This window comes from Pseudactinotalea sp. HY160 (assembly GCF_009372055.1).
GTDB lineage: Bacteria > Actinomycetota > Actinomycetes > Actinomycetales > Beutenbergiaceae > HY158.
On record NZ_WHMT01000027.1, the window covers coordinates 1 to 18,998 of the forward strand.

The 18,998-nt window shown below is 70.1% G+C and carries 11 protein-coding genes; 6 read left to right on the forward strand and 5 right to left on the reverse strand.

Going from position 1 to position 18,998, the window contains the following annotated elements:
* Positions 1-288: 288 nt before the first annotated feature.
* On the reverse strand, positions 289-1,338 hold the full coding sequence (locus GCG21_RS15240; RefSeq protein WP_152910530.1) for a DUF2330 domain-containing protein: 1,050 nt from the start codon (positions 1,336-1,338) through the stop codon (positions 289-291).
* Positions 1,339-1,590: 252 nt separating this feature from the next.
* Here GCG21_RS15240 and xylB point away from each other — a divergent pair, with 252 nt between their 5' ends.
* The 4 genes from xylB (at position 1,591) to GCG21_RS15260 (ending at position 8,574) form a co-directional block, all read left to right on the forward strand.
* A complete protein-coding gene (xylB, locus tag GCG21_RS15245; protein ID WP_370517561.1) occupies positions 1,591-3,048 on the forward strand; it encodes a xylulokinase in 1,458 nt (485 codons plus the stop codon).
* 8 nt (positions 3,049-3,056) lie between these two features.
* On the forward strand, positions 3,057-3,875 hold the full coding sequence (locus GCG21_RS15250; protein ID WP_152910531.1) for a CPBP family intramembrane glutamic endopeptidase: 819 nt from the start codon (positions 3,057-3,059) through the stop codon (positions 3,873-3,875).
* A 92-nt stretch (positions 3,876-3,967) separates the two neighbouring features.
* A complete protein-coding gene (locus tag GCG21_RS17050) occupies positions 3,968-6,826 on the forward strand; it encodes a lysylphosphatidylglycerol synthase transmembrane domain-containing protein (RefSeq protein WP_152910532.1) in 2,859 nt (952 codons plus the stop codon).
* Between the two features lie 119 nt (positions 6,827-6,945).
* Entirely contained in the window at positions 6,946-8,574 is a 1,629-nt protein-coding gene (locus tag GCG21_RS15260; protein WP_194165134.1) for a PP2C family serine/threonine-protein phosphatase, read from the forward strand.
* 1,457 nt (positions 8,575-10,031) lie between these two features.
* On the opposite strand, the gene GCG21_RS15265 is transcribed toward GCG21_RS15260, so the two are convergent.
* On the reverse strand, positions 10,032-11,423 hold the full coding sequence (locus GCG21_RS15265; RefSeq protein WP_152910534.1) for an LssY C-terminal domain-containing protein: 1,392 nt from the start codon (positions 11,421-11,423) through the stop codon (positions 10,032-10,034).
* A gap of 150 nt (positions 11,424-11,573) precedes the next feature.
* On the opposite strand from GCG21_RS15265, the gene GCG21_RS15270 reads away from it, so the two are divergent.
* Both GCG21_RS15270 and GCG21_RS15275 read left to right on the forward strand, forming a co-directional pair.
* Complete coding sequence (locus GCG21_RS15270; protein WP_370517562.1) at positions 11,574-12,041, forward strand: MarR family winged helix-turn-helix transcriptional regulator; 468 nt, start codon at positions 11,574-11,576, stop codon at positions 12,039-12,041.
* Positions 12,041-12,697: a GNAT family N-acetyltransferase gene (locus GCG21_RS15275; protein ID WP_152910535.1), complete on the forward strand. Its 657-nt coding sequence runs from the start codon at positions 12,041-12,043 to the stop codon at positions 12,695-12,697. The genes GCG21_RS15270 and GCG21_RS15275 overlap by 1 nt, the downstream gene beginning before the upstream one ends.
* Here GCG21_RS15275 and GCG21_RS15280 read toward each other — a convergent pair.
* The 3 genes from GCG21_RS15280 to GCG21_RS17395 form a co-directional block, all read right to left on the reverse strand.
* Positions 12,666-13,553: a class C sortase gene (locus GCG21_RS15280; RefSeq protein ID WP_152910536.1), complete on the reverse strand. Its 888-nt coding sequence runs from the start codon at positions 13,551-13,553 to the stop codon at positions 12,666-12,668. The two genes, GCG21_RS15275 and GCG21_RS15280, sit on opposite strands and share 32 nt — an antisense overlap.
* Positions 13,554-13,707: 154 nt before the next feature.
* On the reverse strand, positions 13,708-15,237 hold the full coding sequence (locus GCG21_RS15285) for a SpaH/EbpB family LPXTG-anchored major pilin (RefSeq protein WP_152910537.1): 1,530 nt from the start codon (positions 15,235-15,237) through the stop codon (positions 13,708-13,710).
* On the reverse strand, positions 15,237-18,710 hold the full coding sequence (locus GCG21_RS17395; RefSeq protein WP_152910538.1) for a SpaA isopeptide-forming pilin-related protein: 3,474 nt from the start codon (positions 18,708-18,710) through the stop codon (positions 15,237-15,239). Before GCG21_RS17395 ends, GCG21_RS15285 begins: the two co-directional genes overlap by 1 nt.
* Positions 18,711-18,998 lie beyond the last annotated feature (288 nt).

The following is an 18,998-nucleotide window of genomic DNA, read 5'->3' on the forward strand; positions in this document are numbered from 1 at the left end:
CGCCCAAGGGCATCACCTACGTCAGCAACAACCACTCCCTCCTCCACCCCCGCACCACCACCATCAACGATGAACCGTCACCGACGTCCTGATACATCAAACGTCACCGATGTCCTGATGCAGAACTATCACCCATGTCCCGATACAAGACACGGTGCCGGACACCAAAGAGTTTCCCCACCGCGTGGGGCGCAGCCGCCCAGCCGCCCAGCCAACCGCCCAGCCAGCCAGCCGCCCAGCCGCCCAGCGGGCCGATCGATCGCACCGAGCGCGTGACCGAGCGGCCGCCTACCGGCCGAGGCGGAGTCCGGCGCGGCGGGAGCGGTAGGACCACACCGAGCCGGCGACCCCGATGAAGACGAGGCCCCCGAAGATGAGCACGGGGCCGGCCGGCACCCCGAGGATCCGCTTGTCGTCGATCACGGTGGTGACGCCGCGGTACTCGGCGTCCGTGCCGGCGGCGGCGAAGGTGAAGTCGGCGCTGATGCTCGAGGGCCGCGAGATGTAGTGCTCGGAGAGCGTGAGGAACCCGCCGGCCTGGGCCAGCTCGACCGCGGTCTGGTCCACGAAGTCCGTCGGGCTCACGGGCCCGGCCCACAGCACCCGGGAGTCGTCGGTGGCGTCGGAGCGTTCCATGCGGTGGTCGGCGAAGGTGTAGGTGCGCACGAGCTGGGGGTCGGAGGCCGTGGCCGACAACCGCATCGGATAGATGAGCTGGTTCGAGGCAAAGGTCATGCTCACCGGCGGCACCGCGCCGTCGATCGGCCCCGACTGGGAGTCGAGGTCGATCATCACGAAGTACCACTTCTCCTGCACGTACGGCACGAGGGCGGAGGCGAGGTCGTCGGACATGACCACGTCGTGCTCCTCGAGCCAGTCGGCGAGCAGGTCGGCGTCCTTGGCGGCGAGCACCGTGGCATCGAGCGGGCCGACGTCGATCTGGTCGAGCACCTCGACCGGATGCTCGGTGGCGACCCGCGTCTCGATCCGATTGAGGAAGTCGGGCCACCACTGGCTCACGCGGTCGATCTCGGGCCGGGTGAGGTGCTCGAGTTCGGCGAACAGGCCCGGGCCCGCCTCCTCGACCGTGGCCTTGCTCGGGGTGGGGATGAGGATCGCGCCGCTGTCGACGTCGCTCACCGCGTTGACGCTGAACACGATCCGTTCGGTCTCGCCGTCCCACGCGATCGCCGCCTGCTCGGCCTCGACCTCCAGCTCCGCGCCCTCCGGGGCGAGGAACGCGCCGCAGGCGCAGGCCTGGGCCGGCATGGCCGTGAGGGAGAGGGTGGCGACGAGTGCACCGGCACCGACCAGGGTTCCGAAGCGCGCCATCCTCATGGTGTCCCACCCTAAGACGACGAACCGGCGCCGGACCGGGCCCGGGAGCCGGTGAGACCGAATAGTGATCGGGGCGGGTCGAATCGTGATCGTTCCGTTGCCCGGCGGGCGGGAAGTCGGCGCCAGAAAGCCGAAAGGCGCTGGTCGATAGTGGGCTGCGGATAGTAGATCGTCGCCCCCGAGCCCGTCCCCCGGCGCCAGTGGCTATCCTCACCGGAGAGGTTTCAGGTGCACGAATCCGAAGGAGAACGCGTGGCCGCACACCAGTACGGAAGGCTCGTCGCCGGGGTCGACACCTCGACGCAGTCGTGCAAGATCGTCATCGTCGATTCGGGCACCGGCGAGGTGGTGCGCACCGGCCGCGCCCCCCACCCCGAGGGCACGGCGGTCCACCCGGACGCCTGGTGGGACGCGTTCCTCGCCGCCGTCGTGGACGTCGGCGGCCTGGCCGACGTCGAGGCGATCTCCGTGGCCGGCCAGCAGCACGGCTTCGTTCCCCTGGACAACTGCGGCGAGGTGATCCGCGAGGCGCTGCTGTGGAACGACACCCGGTCGGCCGCCGCCGCCGAGGAACTGCGGGCCGAGGTCGGCGCGGCCGAGTACGCCCACCGCACCGGCGTCGTGCCCGTGCCCTCCTTCACGATCACGAAGCTGCGCTGGTTCGTGGACAACGAGCCGGAACTCGCCCGCCGGCTCGCCGCGATCGCCCTCCCCCACGACTGGCTCACGTGGCGCCTGCGCGGCTACGGTCCGGGCAACCCGGACCTGTCCGCCCTCACGACGGACGCCTCCGACGCCTCCGGCACGGGCTACGTCACCACCGACCTGGAACGCGACGGCGACCTGCTCGACCGCGCCGTCCGCGGCGACTCCGGCCACCTCGTGCTCCCGACGATCCTCCCGCCCGGCCACGTCGCCGGCACGACCGCGGCCCTGCCCGAGGCGCCCGGGATCCCGGCCGGGCTGCCGATCGGGGTGGGCTGCGGCGACAACGCCGGCTCGGCGCTCGGCCTCGACGCCCACGCCGGGGACCTCATCGTCTCCATCGGCACGAGCGGGGTGGTGTGCGCCGTGAGCGAGAGCCTGCGGCCCGACACGAGCGGGGTCGTCGCCGGATTCCGCGACGCGAGCGGGGGCTGGCTGCCCCTCATCGCCACCCTGAACGCGGGCCGCGTGCTCGACACGACCGCCGCCCTGCTCGGCGTGGGCCACGCCGAGTTCTCCCGGCTCGCCCTCGCCGCGGACCCGGGCGCGGGCGGGCTGGTCCTGCGCCCCTATTTCGACGGCGAACGCACCCCGAACCTGCCCCACACCGCCGCGGCGCTCACCGGGATGACCCACCGGGCCACGTCCCGGGAGAACCTCGCCCGGGCCGCCGTCAACGGCGTGCTGTGCGGGCTCGCCGACGGCCGCGACGCCGTGGCCGGCACCGGCGTCGACGTGCGCCGGGCGCTGCTCATCGGCGGCGGCGCCCGCAACGAGGCCCTGCAGCGGGCCGCCGCCCAGATCTTCGGCATCCCGATCGAGGTGCCCGAGCCCGGGGAGTACGTGGCCCTCGGCGCCGCGGTGCAGGCCGCCTGGGCCATCACGGGCGAGCGGCCCTCCTGGCCCCGCCCCGGCACGGAGGTCGCCGCCGACCCGGTGCCCGAGATCCGCGCCCACTACATGGCCTCCCCCATCCCGCCCGGCCCCGCGACCCCGCGCTCCTGACCGGCCCCATGCCCGCGGCACACACGAGCGAAGGCGACCGGGCGCCGTCCCCACGCCCGACTCCGCAGCGGCGCCGGCGCCTCCACTGGGAGCTGGCGATCGTGTTCGGGCTGAGCCTGGGCAAGTCGGCGGTGTACGCGATCGTCGCGCTCATCGACGCCTACACGCGGGGCCCGATCGGGGATCAGACCGCCAGCCTCAACACCTCCGAGAACCCGCGGGAGATCTTCGACCTCACCTACCAGCTGCTCTCGGTCGCGTTCGCGCTCGTGCCCGTGGTGCTCGCGCTCTACCTGCTGAGCGAGAACGGGCGGCGAGCGCGGCGCCGGATCGGGTTCGACGGCACCCGGCCGCTGCGCGACCTCGGCTGGGGGCTCGCGCTCGGCGCGGGGATCGGGATCCCCGGGCTCGGGGTCTACCTGGCCGGGCGCGCGCTCGGGCTGACGTTGCATGTGAGCGCGGCCGGGATCCCGCCGTACTGGTGGACCGTGCCGGTGCTCGTGCTCGCCGCCCTGAAGAACGGGCTGCTCGAGGAGATCCTCGTGGTCGGCTATCTGCGGGAGCGCCTCGACGAGCTCGGCTGGCGCGCGTGGTCGATCGTCGCCGCCTCGGCGCTGCTGCGCGGCTCCTACCACCTATATCAGGGCTGGGGCCCGTTCGTGGCCAACGTCGCGATGGGCGTCGTGTTCGCCTCGTTCTACCTGTCGCGCTGGGGGCGGCGGCGGGTGTGGCCGCTCGTGCTCGCGCACACGTTCATCGACGTGGCGGCCTTCGTGGGTTACACGTACCTGCCCGAGTCGTGGCTGCATGCGCTCGGGCTCGTCTGAGCGGCGACTCCGACCCGGGGATGACCCGCCCGGGCCCGGGTCACCAGCGAGGCTGACCCCCGGGCGCGCCGGTCCACTTTAGGATCGTGCATATGTCCCAGCACCGGCCCGAGCCCGACGGCCCCCGCCGCAGCGTTCGAGTCGTCGACATCCCGCTGGAGCGGGTGCACCGGCCCGTCGACCTCGTGCTCATGGTCGGCTGCCTCGTGGCGATCGTCGCGATGCTCGCGCTGTCGGTGTACGCGCGCGGCACGACCTCCGGCGTGACCCACGACGTGCAGTCCGCGTTCTCCTCCGTCGTGCGCGGGATCCTGCTCGTGCCGATCACCGTGATCGAGGGGCTGCTGACGATCGTGTTGCCGGTCATCGTGATCGTGGAGCGGCTCGTGCGCCGCAATCCGCGGGCCGTGGTCGAGGCGATCGCCTCCGCCGCGGTGGCCTTCGTCGCCACCGTCGGCTTCGTGTGGCTGCTCTCGCATGTCGCGCCCGACCGGCTGGTCCGGTCGCTGCAGATCTGGCAGGACGGCGCCCTCATCCTGTCGATCTCGCCGTCCGTGGCCGCTCTCGCGGCATTATTGACGACGACGGGCACCCGGGCGACGAATCGCGCCGTGGCCGTGTCGTGGACGTTGCTGTGGGTGGCGCTGGCGGTGAGCGTGATCACCGGGGACACGACGATCATCGGGGCGATCGTGGCGGCCCTGCTCGGGCGGGCGTTCGGGCTCGCGGTGCGCTATGCGATGGGGGTGCTCTCGGAGCGGGTGCACGGGGCCGACCTCGTGGATGCGATCCGGCGCGCCGGCGTCGACCCGCTCAACGTCGTGCGGATCGGCGACGAGACGAACGCCGCCGAGCTCCGGCTCGAGGTGGCCACGCCGCAGGGTGCGATCGGCTATTCCCTCATCGCGGCGCGGGCGGCGCAGGCCGGGGGTGGCGGCCGGCCGGGTGACGGGCGGCCGGGCGGCTCGGACGGCGGGCACGCGGGCGACTCGGGTGACTCGGACGGCCCGGACGGCGGGCAGCCCGGCGGCGGTGGGGCCGACGCCCAGGCAGACGACGCCCAGGCAGACGGGACCCAAGCCGACGAGCCTCGGGCAGACGGGACCCGGGCGGGTGAGCCCCGGCCGGGTGACGCCCGGGCGCCGGGGCGAGCTGCGTCGTCCTCGAGCGACGGCGGTCACTGGCGGGGCGTGTGGGAGCTCGTGGGCGACGAGCCGCCCACGGAGACGACGGTGCAGCGCATCGTCGCGGCGATCCCGGAGCCGGCCACGGTGACGATGGAACGCGAGGGCTGGAACCGGGTCTATGCGGTGGACGCCTTCGACGGGCGCCGCTGGGACGTCGTGGTGCTCGACGAGGACCGGCAGGTCATCGGGATGCTCAGCCAGGTGTGGACGGCGCTGCAGCTGCGCGGGATGGGCCGGCGTTCGGCCACGAACCTGCGCCAGGCCGCGGACCGGGCGGCGCTCATGTCGTACGCGGCGGTCGCGGCCGGGGTGAACACCCCGCGCCTGCACGGGGTCGCCGAGAGCCGGGCCTCGGTCGTGCTCGTCGGGGAGCACGTGCGGGGGGCGCAGGCGGCCGACTCGCTCGCCGCGGAGGAGCTGACCGACGAGGTGATGACCGCCGCGTGGCACCAGCTGCTCACGGCCCACGCGGCCGGGCTGAGCCACCGGAACCTCTCGGGCGAGTCGGTGCTCGTGGTGCCGGGCGCGCGCCCGCAGGTGTGGCTCTCCGGCTGGGAGCAGGGCGAGATCGCCAGCCCCTCCCTCACCCGCCGCATCGACCAGTTCCAGCTGCTCGCCACGTTCGCGCTGCGCATCGGCGTGGAGCGAGCCGTGGCGGTGGCGGCCGAGCTGCTCACGCCCGAGGAGCTCGCCGCGCTCGCGCCCGTGGTGCAGCGGGTGGTGCTCCCCCCGGAGCTGCAGTCCGCGGCCCGCAGCCACAAGCACGTGCTGCGGGAGCTGCGCACGACACTCGCCGGGTACCTGCCCGAGCAGTCCGACGTGGTCGAGCCGCTCAAGCTCACCCGGTTCTCCGCGCGGACCGTGGTCATGACCACGATCGCGCTCGTGGCGGGCTGGGTGCTGCTCACCACCCTGAACTTCCGCGACATCGCCGAGCGCATGGGCGAGGCGGAGCCGGGCTGGCTCGTCGTGGCGTTCGTGCTCGGCATGCTCACCTTCCTCGGCGCGGCGATGGGGCTCGTGGCGTTCTCCCCGACCAGGCTGGGCCTGTGGCGCACCGCGCTCGTGCAGGTGGCCGCCTCGGTCGTCGTGCTCGTCGCCCCGGCGGGCGTGGGGCCGGCCGCCCTCAACCTGCGGTTCATGCAGCGGCGCCGGATCGACACCCCGATGGCGGTCGCGACCGTGGCCCTGCTGCAGGTGTCGCAGATCGTGACCACCGTGCTGCTGCTCGTGGCGATCGCGCTGTTCACCGGGTCGGCGGGGGCGCTGAGTCAGCTGCCCTCGCGCACGATCGTGGTGGTGCTCATCGCGCTCGCGCTCATCGCCGGGGTGGTCGTGTCGATCCCGGCGCTGCGGCGCTTCCTGGCGGCCAAGATCATGCCGACGCTGCGGCAGGTGTGGCCGCGGGTGCTGTGGGTCGTGGGCCAGCCCGGCCGACTCGCGATGGGCATCGGCGGGAACCTGCTCATGAGCGTGGGCTACCTCGCCGCGTTCGGCTTCACCCTCAAGGCGTTCGGCTTCACGCTGCCGCTGACGACCCTGGCGATCGTCTTCCTCACCGGGAACACGGTCGGTGCCGCGGTGCCGACCCCGGGCGGGATCGGCGCGATCGAGGCGGCGCTCTCGACCGGGCTCGGGGCGGCCGGGATCGGCACGGCCGTCGCCCTGTCGACCGCCGTGGTCTTCCGCGTGCTCACGTTCTGGCTGCGGGTGCCGATCGGCTGGGTCGCGCTGCGGCACCTGCAGAAGCGCGGCGAGGTCTGAGGGCCCGGCCCGCGTGTACACCGGCGCGGCCGTCCACACCGTGGGACCTTCGGTTTCAGGCCCCGGTCCCGCGGCATTAGAGTTGTGCGGGTGGAGACGCGTGCATGGGAGCCAGTGATATGCCTTTAGGGTTCCGCTGGGCCGTGCAGAGCGACGTCGGAACCGTGCGCACGAACAACGAGGATTCCGCCTTCGCCTCCCCCGGGGTGCTCGTGCTCGCGGACGGCATGGGCGGTCACGCCGGCGGTGAGGTCGCCTCCGTGGTGGCCACGAACCGGTTCGCCCGGATCGACCCGGGCGGCGGCGACATCCCGGCGCAGCTCACCGGCGCGGGCCGGGAGACGCGCGCGGCGCTGCACGCCATGTCGGTGGCCGATCCCTCCCTCGAGACGATGGGCACGACCGCGATCGCGCTCGTGAGCGACGGGGCGCGGCTGCTCGCCGGGCACATCGGCGACTCCCGGCTCTATCTGCTGCGCGGCGAGGAACTCTTCCAGGTGACCACCGATCACACCCACGTGCAGTACCTGGTGGACTCCGGCCAGATCCACCCCGAGCAGGTCGCCACCCACCCGTACCGGGCGATGCTGCTGCGCTCGCTCGACGATCAGCCGGGCGGCACCGATCTCGATCTCATCGAGGTCGACGCCTCGGCCGGCGACCGGCTGCTGCTGTGCTCCGACGGTCTCTCGGACTACGTGGCCGTGCCCGTGATCGGCCGGCTCCTCGCCGCCGGCACGCCGGATCAGGCCGCGGCCGCGCTCGTGGCGCGGGCGCTCGCCGACGGCACCCGCGACAACGTCACCGTGGTCGTGGCGGACGTCGAGCAGGGGCCTGTGGACGACGTCGCCGCCGCGGGCGGAGCGGCTGCGGATCCGCTCGTGCTCAGCCCGGAGGCGGCCGGTGCGCTCGGCGCGGTCATGCCCGAACTGCTCACCGGGTCGGGCGACGGTGCCGGTGATGGCGCAGGTGTCGGTGCCGGTGATGGCGCCGGGGCCGATGCCGGTGATGGCGCCGGGGCCGATGCCGGTGATGGCGCCGATGCCGACGTTGACGCAGGTGCAGGTGCCAGTGAGAGTGGCGGTGGCGCAGGTGCCGGTGATGGCGCAGGTGCTGGTGTCGGTGTCGGTGCCAGCGAGAGTGACGCAGGTGCGGGTATCGCCGATGCTCGCGGAGACGATTTCATCGACGCCGGGGATTCCGTCGGCACCGGCGCCCCAGCCGACGACACCGATGTCGACGCCGATGTCGACGCCGATCAAGACGGCCGCGCCCACGCCGGCGATCCCGGCATCCGCGCCGACCGAGGCAGCGACAACGCAGCCGACGCGACCGGCGCTCCGGCCGATGTAGCCGCCGAGTCAGCGGACGATACAGCGGTCCAGACTCCTGGGCACAGGCAGTCCGCTGAGACGGCCGAGCCCGTGGCGGCCGTGCCCTCCCGGGCGGCCGTGCCCGCTGAAGCGGCTGCGGGCTCCGGATCTCTCGAGGCGACCGAGTCCATCGAGTCCACCGGGTCCACCGGGTCGGCGGAGCCCGGTGCCCTCGGCGGTTCCGGTCGAGGTGAGAGCGCCGATACCCAGCGTGCTCCGGGCACGGGTGACACCTCCCCGTATCCCGAGGCCGCGACCCCGATCAGCGCGCAGGTGCCGGCCCCGCCGCCCCCTCGGTCCGGGATCCCGGTTGCCGGCGTGCTCGCCGCGGTGGCGATCCTCATCCTCGGCGCGGCGTTCGTCGCCCTGCTCTGAGGAGCCGGTCACTCCTCCCGGCCCGCCCGATCCTCGCCTCACCACGACCGCCGACCAGGGCCAAACCCGGGATCCACCCCGCGACCAGGGCCAAACCCCGGATCCAGAGCCGGATAGCCACGATTTCACCCTGGTCGGCGAACTGACGAAGCGAAGGGCGGCAGCACGGCCCCGCCGCGAGGCGATGACCAGGGTGGAACCCGGGATCCAGCTATCGACCAGGGCGAAACCCGGGATCGTGCCCTCCACCAGGGCGAATCCCCGGATCCAGAGCCGGACAGCCACGACTTCACCCTGGTCGGCGAGCTGACGAAGCGAAGGGCGGCAGCACGGACCCGCGGCGCGGCGACGACCAGGGCGAAACCCCGGATCTTGCCCGAGACCAGGGCGAAAGCCGGGATCTCGCCCGCGACCAGGGCCAAGTCCCGGATCCCGAGCCGGATAGCCACGATTCCACCCTGGTCGGCGAACTGACGAAGCGAAGGGCGGCAGCACGGACCCCCGGCGCGGCGACGACCAGGGTGGAACCCGGGATCTGGACCTCCACCAGGGCAAAGCTCGGGATTCAGCCCGCGACCAGGGCCAAACCGCGGATCCAGAGTCGGATAGCCACGATTCCACCCTGGTCGGCGAACTGACGAAGCGAACGGCGGCAGCACGGACCCGCCGCGCGGCGACGACCAGGGTGGAACCCCGGATCAAGCCCTCGACCAGGGCGAAGCCCGGGATCGTGCCCGCGACCAGGGTGGAACCCGGGATCTCGCCCGCGACCAGGGCCAAAGCCCGGATCCAGAGCCGGATACCCACGATTCCGCCCTGGTCGACGAACTGACGAAGCCGAGAGCGGCAGCACGGACCCGCCGCGAGGCGACGACCAGGGCGGAACCCCGGATCAAGCCCTCGACCACGGCGAAACCCGGGATCGTGCCCGCGACCAGGGTGGAACCCGGGATCTCCCCCGCGACCAGGGCCAAAGCCCGGATCCAGAGCCGGATACCCACGACTTCACCCTGGTCGGCGAGCTGACGAAGCGAAGGGCGGCAGCACGGCCCCGCCGCGAGGCGACGACCAGGGTGGAACCCCGGATCAAGCCCTCCACCGGGGCGAAGTCCGGGATCCAGCCCTCCACCAGGGCGAGACCCGGGATCTCGCCAGCGACCAGGGCGGAACCGCGGATCCGGAGCCCGATAGCCACGACTTCACCCTGGTCGGCGAACTGACGAAGCGAAGGGCGGCAGCACGGACCCGCGGCGCGGCGACGACCAGGGCGAAACCCCGGATCGAGCCCTCGACCAGGGCGAAGCCCGGGATCGTGCCCGCGACCAGGGTGGAACCGCGGATCCAGAGCCGGATAGCAACGATTTCACCCTGGTCGGCGAATCGAAGACGAGCAGAACCGCCGAGTCCGTAAGGCCGCCGGGGCCGTGGGGCGGAACCGACGGGGCCAGAGCGGGGGGTCAGCGGCGGGCGAGGAACCGGGTAGGCCGGGTGGCCCGGAGCTGCTGGCGGGCGACGCGGCGTCTGGCGACGTAGAGGCGCGCGATGTCGCCCGAGAGTACGAGCACCACCATGATCTCGGCGGCGGTGCCCACGAGGTTGAGGGCGAGGGTGCGCTCGGAGACCTCGATGAACCACATGACCGTCCACAGTGACGTGCTCGCCACGGACAGGCCGAGCACCGACGTGCGCGCCCACCCGTAGCCGGCGTAGACGAATCCGGCCAGCACGAGATAGGTGGCCAGGAAGGTGCCCACGATGACGATCACGGTGGCATAGGTGGCGGCGTCGCTCAGGCCCAGCAGGTCGGCGACGGGCCGCACGATCGGCAGGGTCGCGAGCGTCGCGGAGCCGAGGCCGATGAGCCAGTTGACCGAGACCACCCCCGCCACGACCCGCAGCAGCATGACGAGCACGCCGAACGCCAGGGTCAGGGGGACGCGGCGGCGTTGACCCGCCTCGGCCCGGTCCGCCTCGATCTGCTCCCGGACCGCGGCGGACGCGGGCGGCAGCGGGCGCAGGTCCACGATCGGCAGATCCCCGTCGGTGCGGATCCGGTCGCCCCCGCCGTTGCGGTGGTGATAGCCCGAGGAGAAGCTCGCCAGCACCTCGACCCCGATGCGCTCGTTGCCCGATTCAGGCCGGGTCAGGGTGGCCACGATGTGGTCGCGCTCCACGTCGATATCGGCCGCGATCCGGTGGGTGACCTGGCCCGTGAACAGCGACAGCCCCACCGCCCGGTCGTAGGTGCCCGCGGCGAGCCAGTCGACCCGCCGCCCGCCGGGCAGCAGCCAGCCCTCGGGCGCGGGCCAGAAGCGCACATGGTGGCGCTGGGCCGGATTCCCCTGCTCCTCCTGCTGGTACGTGAACGCCTGCCGCCTCCCGAACAGGAACAGCGAGCTCACCGGGGCGTCCGGGTACGTGGTGCGCCGGAGCGTGGCCGCCACGAGCCGCCAGCCGGAGGTCAGGTTGAGCTCGTCGGCCCGGTGCCAGCCGGCGCGCAGCATCGCCGTATGCACGTGGTCCTCGCTGCCGAGCAGCACGAGGTTGACCGGGTCGCCGAGCAGACCCTCCCGGGTGCGGGAGCGGCCGATGAAGTAGTCCGGCAGGTAGATCCGCGAGAGCACCGAGTGCACCCGCGGCAGCAGCAGGTAGGTGACGATCAGCCAGAACGGGATGAACGCCCAGATGTGTCGCCAGCCGGAGGTGAGGAGCTGGTGGATGAGCAGGAACGCGAGCCAGGTCGCCGCAGCCGTTCCGTAGACGAAGAACACCCGGTCCACGAAGCGCATCGGGTCGGCGCGGGCCACCTCGACGGCCGCGTGGGCGCGACGGGAGAAGGTGGAGACCATGGCTCAACCTAATCAGATCGGCACGCGCCGTCACCATCCGGGCCGCGGCCGACGAAAGTTCGGTGCGCCATGACCGCCCGGGCGGGTACATTGGCGCAGGCGAGGCCGTGCGGAGCGGCCCGCGGCTAGCGGAAAGTATGTGAGGCAGCGGTGGGTCCGGACGACGTGCAGTGGCTCAGCGAGCAGGAGAAGTCGGCCTGGCTGGCGCTCACCGCCCTGCTCACGAAGCTTCCCGGCGCGCTCGATTCGCAGCTCGAGCGGGACGCCGGCCTCACGTTCTTCGAGTACATGGTGCTCGGGATGCTCGCCGAGGCCCCGGAGCAGCGGCTGCGCATGTCGGAGCTGGCCGCCACCACGAACGGGTCGCTCTCCCGGCTCTCCCACGTGGCCCGCCGGCTCGAGAACTCCGGCCTCGTGACCCGCGAGCCCGACCCGGCGGACCGGCGCGCCACAGTCGCGATCCTCACCGACACCGGCCGCGAGCGCGTGGAGCAGGCGGCGCCGGGGCACGTCGCCCACGCCCGCGAACTCGTGGTGGACGCCGCCTCCCCCGACGACCTGGCCGCGTTCGGCCGCGTGGGCGCGCAGATCGTGGCCCGGATCGGGCGCCTGCGCTGATGCTGCTGCGCGGGCGGGGCGTGCTGCTGCGGGATCTGGAACCTGCGGACGGCGACCGGCTCGCCGATCTCACGGCTCTCGACCGCCCGTGGCGCCGCACGAACGGCCCCTATTTCGGCCAGCCGAGCCGGGCGGAGCTCGCCGACGATGACCGGCGGTTCCGGGAGCTCGCCGGCACGGACCACGCCCGGCTTCCCGACCCGCGCTCGATGCTCGCGATCTGCGCGCCCGGCACCGCCGCGGAGAGCGGTCCCGGAGCCGACTCGGAGGGCGGGCCGGGAGCCGCCGTGCTCATCGGGCTCGTCTCCTGGTACTGGGAATCGCACGTGACGGACTGGCGCCGGATGGGGATCGCGATCCACGACGAGGCGTATTGGGGGCGCGGGCTCGGCACCGAGGCGATGGCCCTGTGGACCTCCTACCTCTTCGACCACACCGACGCCCTGCGCCTCGACTTCGCCACCTATTCGGGCAATCCCGGCATGATCGCCGTGGGCCGGCGGCTCGGCTTCGTCGAGGAGGGCCGCTACCGCCGGGCGCGACGCTGGGCGGGCGGCGTGCACGACGCCGTCGTCATGGGCGTGCTCCGGGAGGAGTGGGACGAGCTGCGCGGCCGGTGGCCGTTCACGCCCGAGGCGAGCGGGCGTCGTCCATAGGCTTGTCGGTCTTCTTGGGACGGCCGGCGATCACGATGATCGCGGCGTACGTGACCACGACGCCGCCGAGGGAGACGGCCCACCAGGGGAAGCCGGGGATGTCGGGGCGCGTGCCCGCGGCGGCGATGTCGGCGGCGGGGGTGGGCAGGATGCGCTCGCCGGTCACGAGGTAGCGGTGGGTGTTGATGCCGAGCGGGGTGCAGGTGACGAGGGTGACGAGGTCCTCGCCGTACTCGGGCAGGAGGGACTGGGTCTCGTCGGGGAGGATCGTCTGGGTGCTGTTGACCTGGTAGGTGAGCACCTCGCCGAAGACCTCGATCGTGAACGTGTCGCCGATGGCCAGCTTGTTCAGGTCGTTGAAGAGGGTGGCCTCGGGCAGGCCGCGGTGGGCCGTGAGCACCGAGTGCTGGGAGAGGCCGCCGACGGGCAGGGAGGTGCCCTCGAGGTGCCCGACGCCCTTGGCGAGCACGTCGTCGGAGGTGCCGTGGTAGATCGGCAGGTCGACCTTGATGGCGGGGATGCGCAGGCGGGCCATGACGCCGTCGTTTGTCGCGCGCAGCAGTTCGTTGTAGTCGAATCCGCCGGGGGAGACGCCGTCGGAGGTGGGCACGTTGCTCGACGGGTCGAGCAGGGCACCGGTGCCGAGCTCGCCGCCGACGAGTGCGTCGTTGTAGGCGCGGGCCTCGTCGAGTTCGTTCATGAGCCGGGCGGGCGGGCCCTCGTCGACGACGGAGTCGAGCCCCTCGACGACCTTCGACTGGTTGTACTGGGAGAACCAGGAGGCGGTGCTCGGGTAGAGGATGGCGAGCACCCCGATGACGGCCAGGAGGGCGACGCCGGCGGTGGCCCAGGGCATCCTCCAGCGGGCGGGCGGGGCGGGCTCGGGGGTGTGTTGCGGGGGTGTATCGAGCGTAATCACTGGGATCCCTTCAGTGAGCCGAAGGGGCGAGGAGGGGTGAACCTCCTCGCCCCTTCGGGCTTAACGGCTAGTCACCGTGTGCTGCGAAGGCTCAGGCCTTCGAGCGGGAGTGGCGCACGGCCGCGATCGTTCCGCCGGTCGCGATGAGGGCGATGCCCACGATCGTGAACAGCAGCGTTCCGGTGGAACCGGTGAGCGGCAGGTTCGGGCCGTCCTGCTGGGTGTTGGACACGCTCTGGGATGTCACGTTGACCGAGGCGTTCTCGCTAGCAGCGTAGATGGTCACCACGACGCTCGCGTCCTCGGGGAGGACATATCCGGCTGGGGCCTTCGTCTCCACGAGCACGTAGTCGCGGCTCGCATCCGCCGTGGTACCGGCCCACAGCCCATCGAACGTGAGCTTGCCGTCCGGGCCCGTGACGCCCGAGGCGATCGGGTCACCAGTGGGCTCTCCGTTCTCGTCAGCTTCGTAGAGGCTGAATTCCGCACCCGAGAGCGCGCTTTCACTCTCTTCGTCGTACTTATTCACTTCGAGTGCGCCGTAGTAGACGGCCGGCTTGCCGGTTGTAACCTGGGAGTCGTTGGTGTTGACCACGGCCTCGTTCTCGAACACGTTCGTCTCTCCCAGGGTTCCAACCTCGGTCGAGAGGTCGACGGTGATGACGTCGCCCGCAGCAATCTTCTCCAGTCCGGTGGAGGTCAGTTTCACGGTGACCGTCGCACCGGCAGTGCCGGGAAGCGAAGGCGTGATCGTGTAGTCGCTGGAGCCCAGGGCAGTGCCGTTGCTAGAAACGGTCACAGACTGCGGGACCAGCCGGCCATCCAGGTCATCGGTGATCGTGAAGCTGCGGTAGGTATCGTCGGACGACTTCGCCGGTACCGGCGCCGTGATCGTCCAGTTGAGGATCGAGCCGACAACGACTGCATAACCCGGGTCTTCGACCGTCTTCTCAGCCTCGGTCGTGTTCAGCTTATTCTTGGGGTAGACGTGCACGTTGTACAGCCAGCTACCGTCGGCCGGGTAGGGGATCGACACGAGGAAGGGCGCGACCGGCGAGACGATGTTGTTGGCGCCCGGATTAGTCTCGGTCACGAGGTAAAGACCGTAGGGCAGGTTGTTCACCTCAGCCAAACCGTCTGCGATGGTAGTCGCGCTCGCGGTGCCATCCGCAGCACTCACACCGAACCCGTTGGCATCGTTCTGAACGTCCGCCACGGTCGCGTCCTGAGCGTCATCCCAGCCGGCTGTCGTCGTCAGATCGATCGGGTCGCCAGCACGCGTGACCCGCTCGATACTAAATTCGACACCAACGAGGCCCGCACCGAGGCTCGCGATTGCACCCTCGTCTGTGATCTCAGTGCCATCGCCCATGACAGTCGGATTACCCGAGTGCTTGTGGATCGTCAGCGTTCCCGTGGTGCCCGTGATGTTCCCGGGGCCGGGCTCGACTGCCGCGGTGGCCGCGGTGCCGATGAGGCCGACCATCGCGAGGGAAAGGGCCCCCGCGCCGGCGGCGAGTCGCTTGAGCGACGTCGTCCTCGTTTTCATTCCATTCCTTCTTTCGGTTGGTACCAACACGGCGGGGGCGCCGGTCAGATGGGGGTGTGCGCGGCGCCTCATCAGGCGCTCCGCCGGCTTCGACGCCGCTGGACCTTGGTCGCGCCGTAGGCCATGAGGGAGAGCAGCAGGGTCGCCGCTCCCGCGATGTAGACGTGGTCCCGACCGAGGCCGCCGGTCAGGGGAAGGTCAGGTCCGGCCTGCTGGTCGTTGGTGATGTCGCCGATCTCCTTGTGGAGAGTCGTCGCGCTGATCGTGAACTCGTACTCCCACGTGCTCACCTGGTATCCGGGCGGGGCCTTCGTCTCGGTCAGCGTGTAGTCGCCCCAGGCGAGGTCGGCGATCTCGAAGCCGCCCGCGCTCCGGTCGATATCGCCTCCGGCTACGCAGTCGGCGACGCTCGCCTCGACGCAGTCGATGATCGCGACCGAGGAACCGTCCGGACCGGTGAGAGACCATTCGGAGCCGTTGAGCCGGTCACCGTTGCCGTTCACCTTGGACCAGGTCACCGATCCGGACACCGGCGTGTTCGTCACCTTGCAGTCGACCTGCCCGCCCGTAGTCGGCATGTCGAAACTCGCCGCCCACCGTGTGTCGGGCGTGAGCGTCACACCCTCACCATCCTGGGTGCACGCGAACACCGGGGTGTATCCGGCCTGGATCTCCGCTGCCAACACCTCGGAGACGGTGACGTTCGATCCGATCGTGGCGGTGACGGTCACCATGTTGTCGGTGTCGGTCATCGGGAAGGTCGGGCTCGATGGGATGGTCGAGGTCTCCGGGGTCGTTCCGGTGACTCCGGTGCCGTTGATGTTCAGGTCGGCCGCGTCACCGGTGGTGCCGCCCTTCCAGATCTTCGTCAACGTGACGGTCTGCGTGGCGGGAGTGTTGGTGATATTGCCCTGCGAGATGATGGTGCCGGCGTTGTTCGCGTCGATCGTGAACGTGAAGGTTGCCGTGCCCACGTACCCATCGGGGGCCTTCGTCTCATCCACCGTGTAGTCGCCCCAGGCGAGCCCGGTGAGTTTGAACTGGCCCTCGGCCGGATCCTGGTCGGCGCCCGTGCAGGCATTCGGGTCATTGCCGACACAGTCCGTGATCGCCACCGTCGGCCCAATTGCGCCGGGACCGGTCAGGCTCCACTCGGAGCCTCCGAGCAGGTTCTCACTGGTGCTGTCCACCTTCGACCAGATCACGGTGCCGGGGAGGGGCTTGTTCGTGTAGGTACACGCGACCTGATCACCCGGAGCGATATTCGTCAGGTTCTCGGCCGTCGGACCGTTGAGCGAGACCGTGCTGGTGGAGCCGTCGAGCGCCGTGACGACACAGGAGCCCTCAAGGAAGGCGTATCCGGTCTGCATCACCTCGGACACTGCGACCGTCGCCCGGGAACTGTAGGCGTCGAACTTCACAGCCCAGGAGGCGTCTCCCGAGGAGTTGGTCTGCTGCGTGGTCTCGCCCGGCAATTGAGTGATCGAGCCGCTGGTCTCGGCGCCCAAGGCCCCGACCGTCCAGCCCGAGCGCGCCGTGGGATTCTCACCGTTCACATCGGTGACGTCCTTATGGATCGTCACATTCGCTATGAGCGGAGAGTTACGGAAGACACATCGCACAGCTTCACCTGTACTCGGGATCGTGATCGAGCCGCTGCGCCCATTGACCTGCTCCAGGTTCTCAATCGAACCATCAAGATGCGTAACTGTGCATTGGTACGCGCTCGCATAGTCATTGAGGTTCGCCCCGTTGGCTCCAGTCTCAGAGAACGTCAGCTCAACGCCGCGCACGGTCGGCTGAGGGCCGATACGCTTATCCTGCAGTCCAATGGAGCTTCCCTCGGTCGTCGCGGATCCGACCAGGGCACTACCCCGGTGGAGCGTGAGATCGAACTGATCCGTCGGGTTGACGCGACCTCCAATGATCTCCTTCTCGATCATGATCGTCGGCGGGGAGGAGCACGATGCAAGGTCAGTCGAAGAGAGACCCCCACCGCTGACCACCGTAGTTGCATCGGTCCAGTCAGGAGTCTCGAATGAAGTGATCGCTGAACTACTTCCGAGATAGCCACGGCCCGTGACGTCGAACGCTACACCGTTGACGTTGGAAGTGGTACTCATCTTTTCCGATGCTGACGACGGGATCGTCCCACCATTGGCGCTTACGAAGTTGCTCCTCGTGACGGTGTAGATCCAAGAGTCACTGCCCGAGCCACGAACCACATACAGATTCCCTGCGGAGTCGAATGCGATGTCACCGTTCGCATTGGAATTCGCGCTGGTGGCAACCGTTCCCTTGAGCTTGATGGCCGGACTCGCGGAAGGATTATACTCGTAGACTTTGAAGTCTCCACCTGACGTATATCCACCGAAGTAATACAGGCCGGTGGAGAGGTCTACGGCACCGCCGACGAGGTTGGTATCTGTGTCGTAGTTCCAACCCAATGATGTCGTGCTCGCGCCCGTCGACTCCCACACTCCAGTAATTGTATTGAATTTCCAGACCGTACCGTTCTGCGAAGTTCCAGAACCGGAGGACCGCTTCAACGCGTATACGGGAGACCCGTCAGGACCGATCCCGAGCCCATTCATATTTGTCTGCCCCGGCGACGACCCGATATTCGTCACCACCCCGCCGGGTGAGATCTGCTGGAGTTGCCCAGACCCGCTGATCGCATACACGTACCCGGCACTACAGATCGGAAGCGTCTGAATCTTTCGCACTTCAAACGTACCGAAATCGTGAGTCTGGCCGCCCTTTTCATTGTTCCAGCTTGCACTGTTGGCGTCGCCATTGATGGAACGGGCGGATGTATCAACCCAGGTGTAGCCGGCGGGCGGGTCGGCTGGCGTCAGTTGATAGTTGGCACCCGGCGCTACCTCGCCCCCGTTCCAGCCGGTCGCATAGCGCTGCGCGAGGAACTCGCCGGAATCTCCGTCCCGATCGATTCGACTCGTACCACTACCGCAGTCGCCCTCGCAGTCTCGCAGCCCGCTGGCACCCTGCCCATCGTTCCAATACCGGTAACCATAATAGCTTGCACGGTATTTGAGGTCGAATGCCGCACCCCCGACCAGCACGCCATCGGTGTCCCTGACCTCCCAGTAGAGGTAGGGAGCCGAGCCCCCGTCGGGTCCCGCCGCCATGGGCGCGACGGCCATGGGCGGCGCGTCAGATTCTGCAATATTCGCCCGCTCGCTTGGAGCAGCCGATTCTTCGGATGCCGGCGGGCCCGAGGGCTCCGCATTGGGGGTTGAGGCCCCGTCACCGACCTGTCCGACCGGCGACCCCTGGGCGGGATCCTCGGGGTCGCTCTGGTCAGTGGATTCCGTCCCATCGGTGACGGGGCTGTCTGTGGCCGCGTCGCCGGGGGCGTCCGCGGTGTCGACCGTCGCGTCGTCTGTCGGCGCGTCGGTCACGAGCTGGTCGAGGGGCTCCTCGTCGGCATCGCCGGCGAGCGCGGGCACGGCCGCACCGGCGAGCCCGAGGGTGAGCACGGTGGCGGCCAGGCCACCGAGCGCGGCCCGGCTCCTGCGCGTCACGTGCCGAGAGGACCGTCCAGGTCGACCCCCGCCACCGAGCGCGGTCGTCGAGCCTTTCGGCCTCAGCGCATGGCGAAACATGGGCAACTCCCCTTCGACTAGCATGTGTCGTCGCGCCGGTTTACGGCTCCCGCGACGTTCGACTAACGATTTACAACCATAGGTCTATGTCTCGACGTCACGCACTCAACTTTTAGCTAGTGCAGGGTGGACTTCCAGACCAAATGGGGTGAGGGAGGGTGAGATGCGGGTGAGACGGACGTCCATGCAGGGCATTCGAAAGCCGCC

Coding starts and splice junctions, on each gene's coding strand:
- GCG21_RS15260 (WP_194165134.1), top strand. CDS start 6,946: ATGCCTTTAGGGTTCCGCTGGGCCGTGCAGAGCGACGTCGGAACCGTG.
- GCG21_RS15280 (WP_152910536.1), bottom strand. CDS start 13,553: ATGCCCTGGGCCACCGCCGGCGTCGCCCTCCTGGCCGTCATCGGGGTG.
- GCG21_RS15275 (WP_152910535.1), top strand. CDS start 12,041: ATGCTGCTGCGCGGGCGGGGCGTGCTGCTGCGGGATCTGGAACCTGCG.
- GCG21_RS15265 (WP_152910534.1), bottom strand. CDS start 11,423: ATGGTCTCCACCTTCTCCCGTCGCGCCCACGCGGCCGTCGAGGTGGCC.
- GCG21_RS15250 (WP_152910531.1), top strand. CDS start 3,057: ATGCCCGCGGCACACACGAGCGAAGGCGACCGGGCGCCGTCCCCACGC.
- GCG21_RS17050 (WP_152910532.1), top strand. CDS start 3,968: ATGTCCCAGCACCGGCCCGAGCCCGACGGCCCCCGCCGCAGCGTTCGA.
- GCG21_RS15240 (WP_152910530.1), bottom strand. CDS start 1,338: ATGAGGATGGCGCGCTTCGGAACCCTGGTCGGTGCCGGTGCACTCGTC.
- GCG21_RS15285 (WP_152910537.1), bottom strand. CDS start 15,237: ATGAGGCGCCGCGCACACCCCCATCTGACCGGCGCCCCCGCCGTGTTG.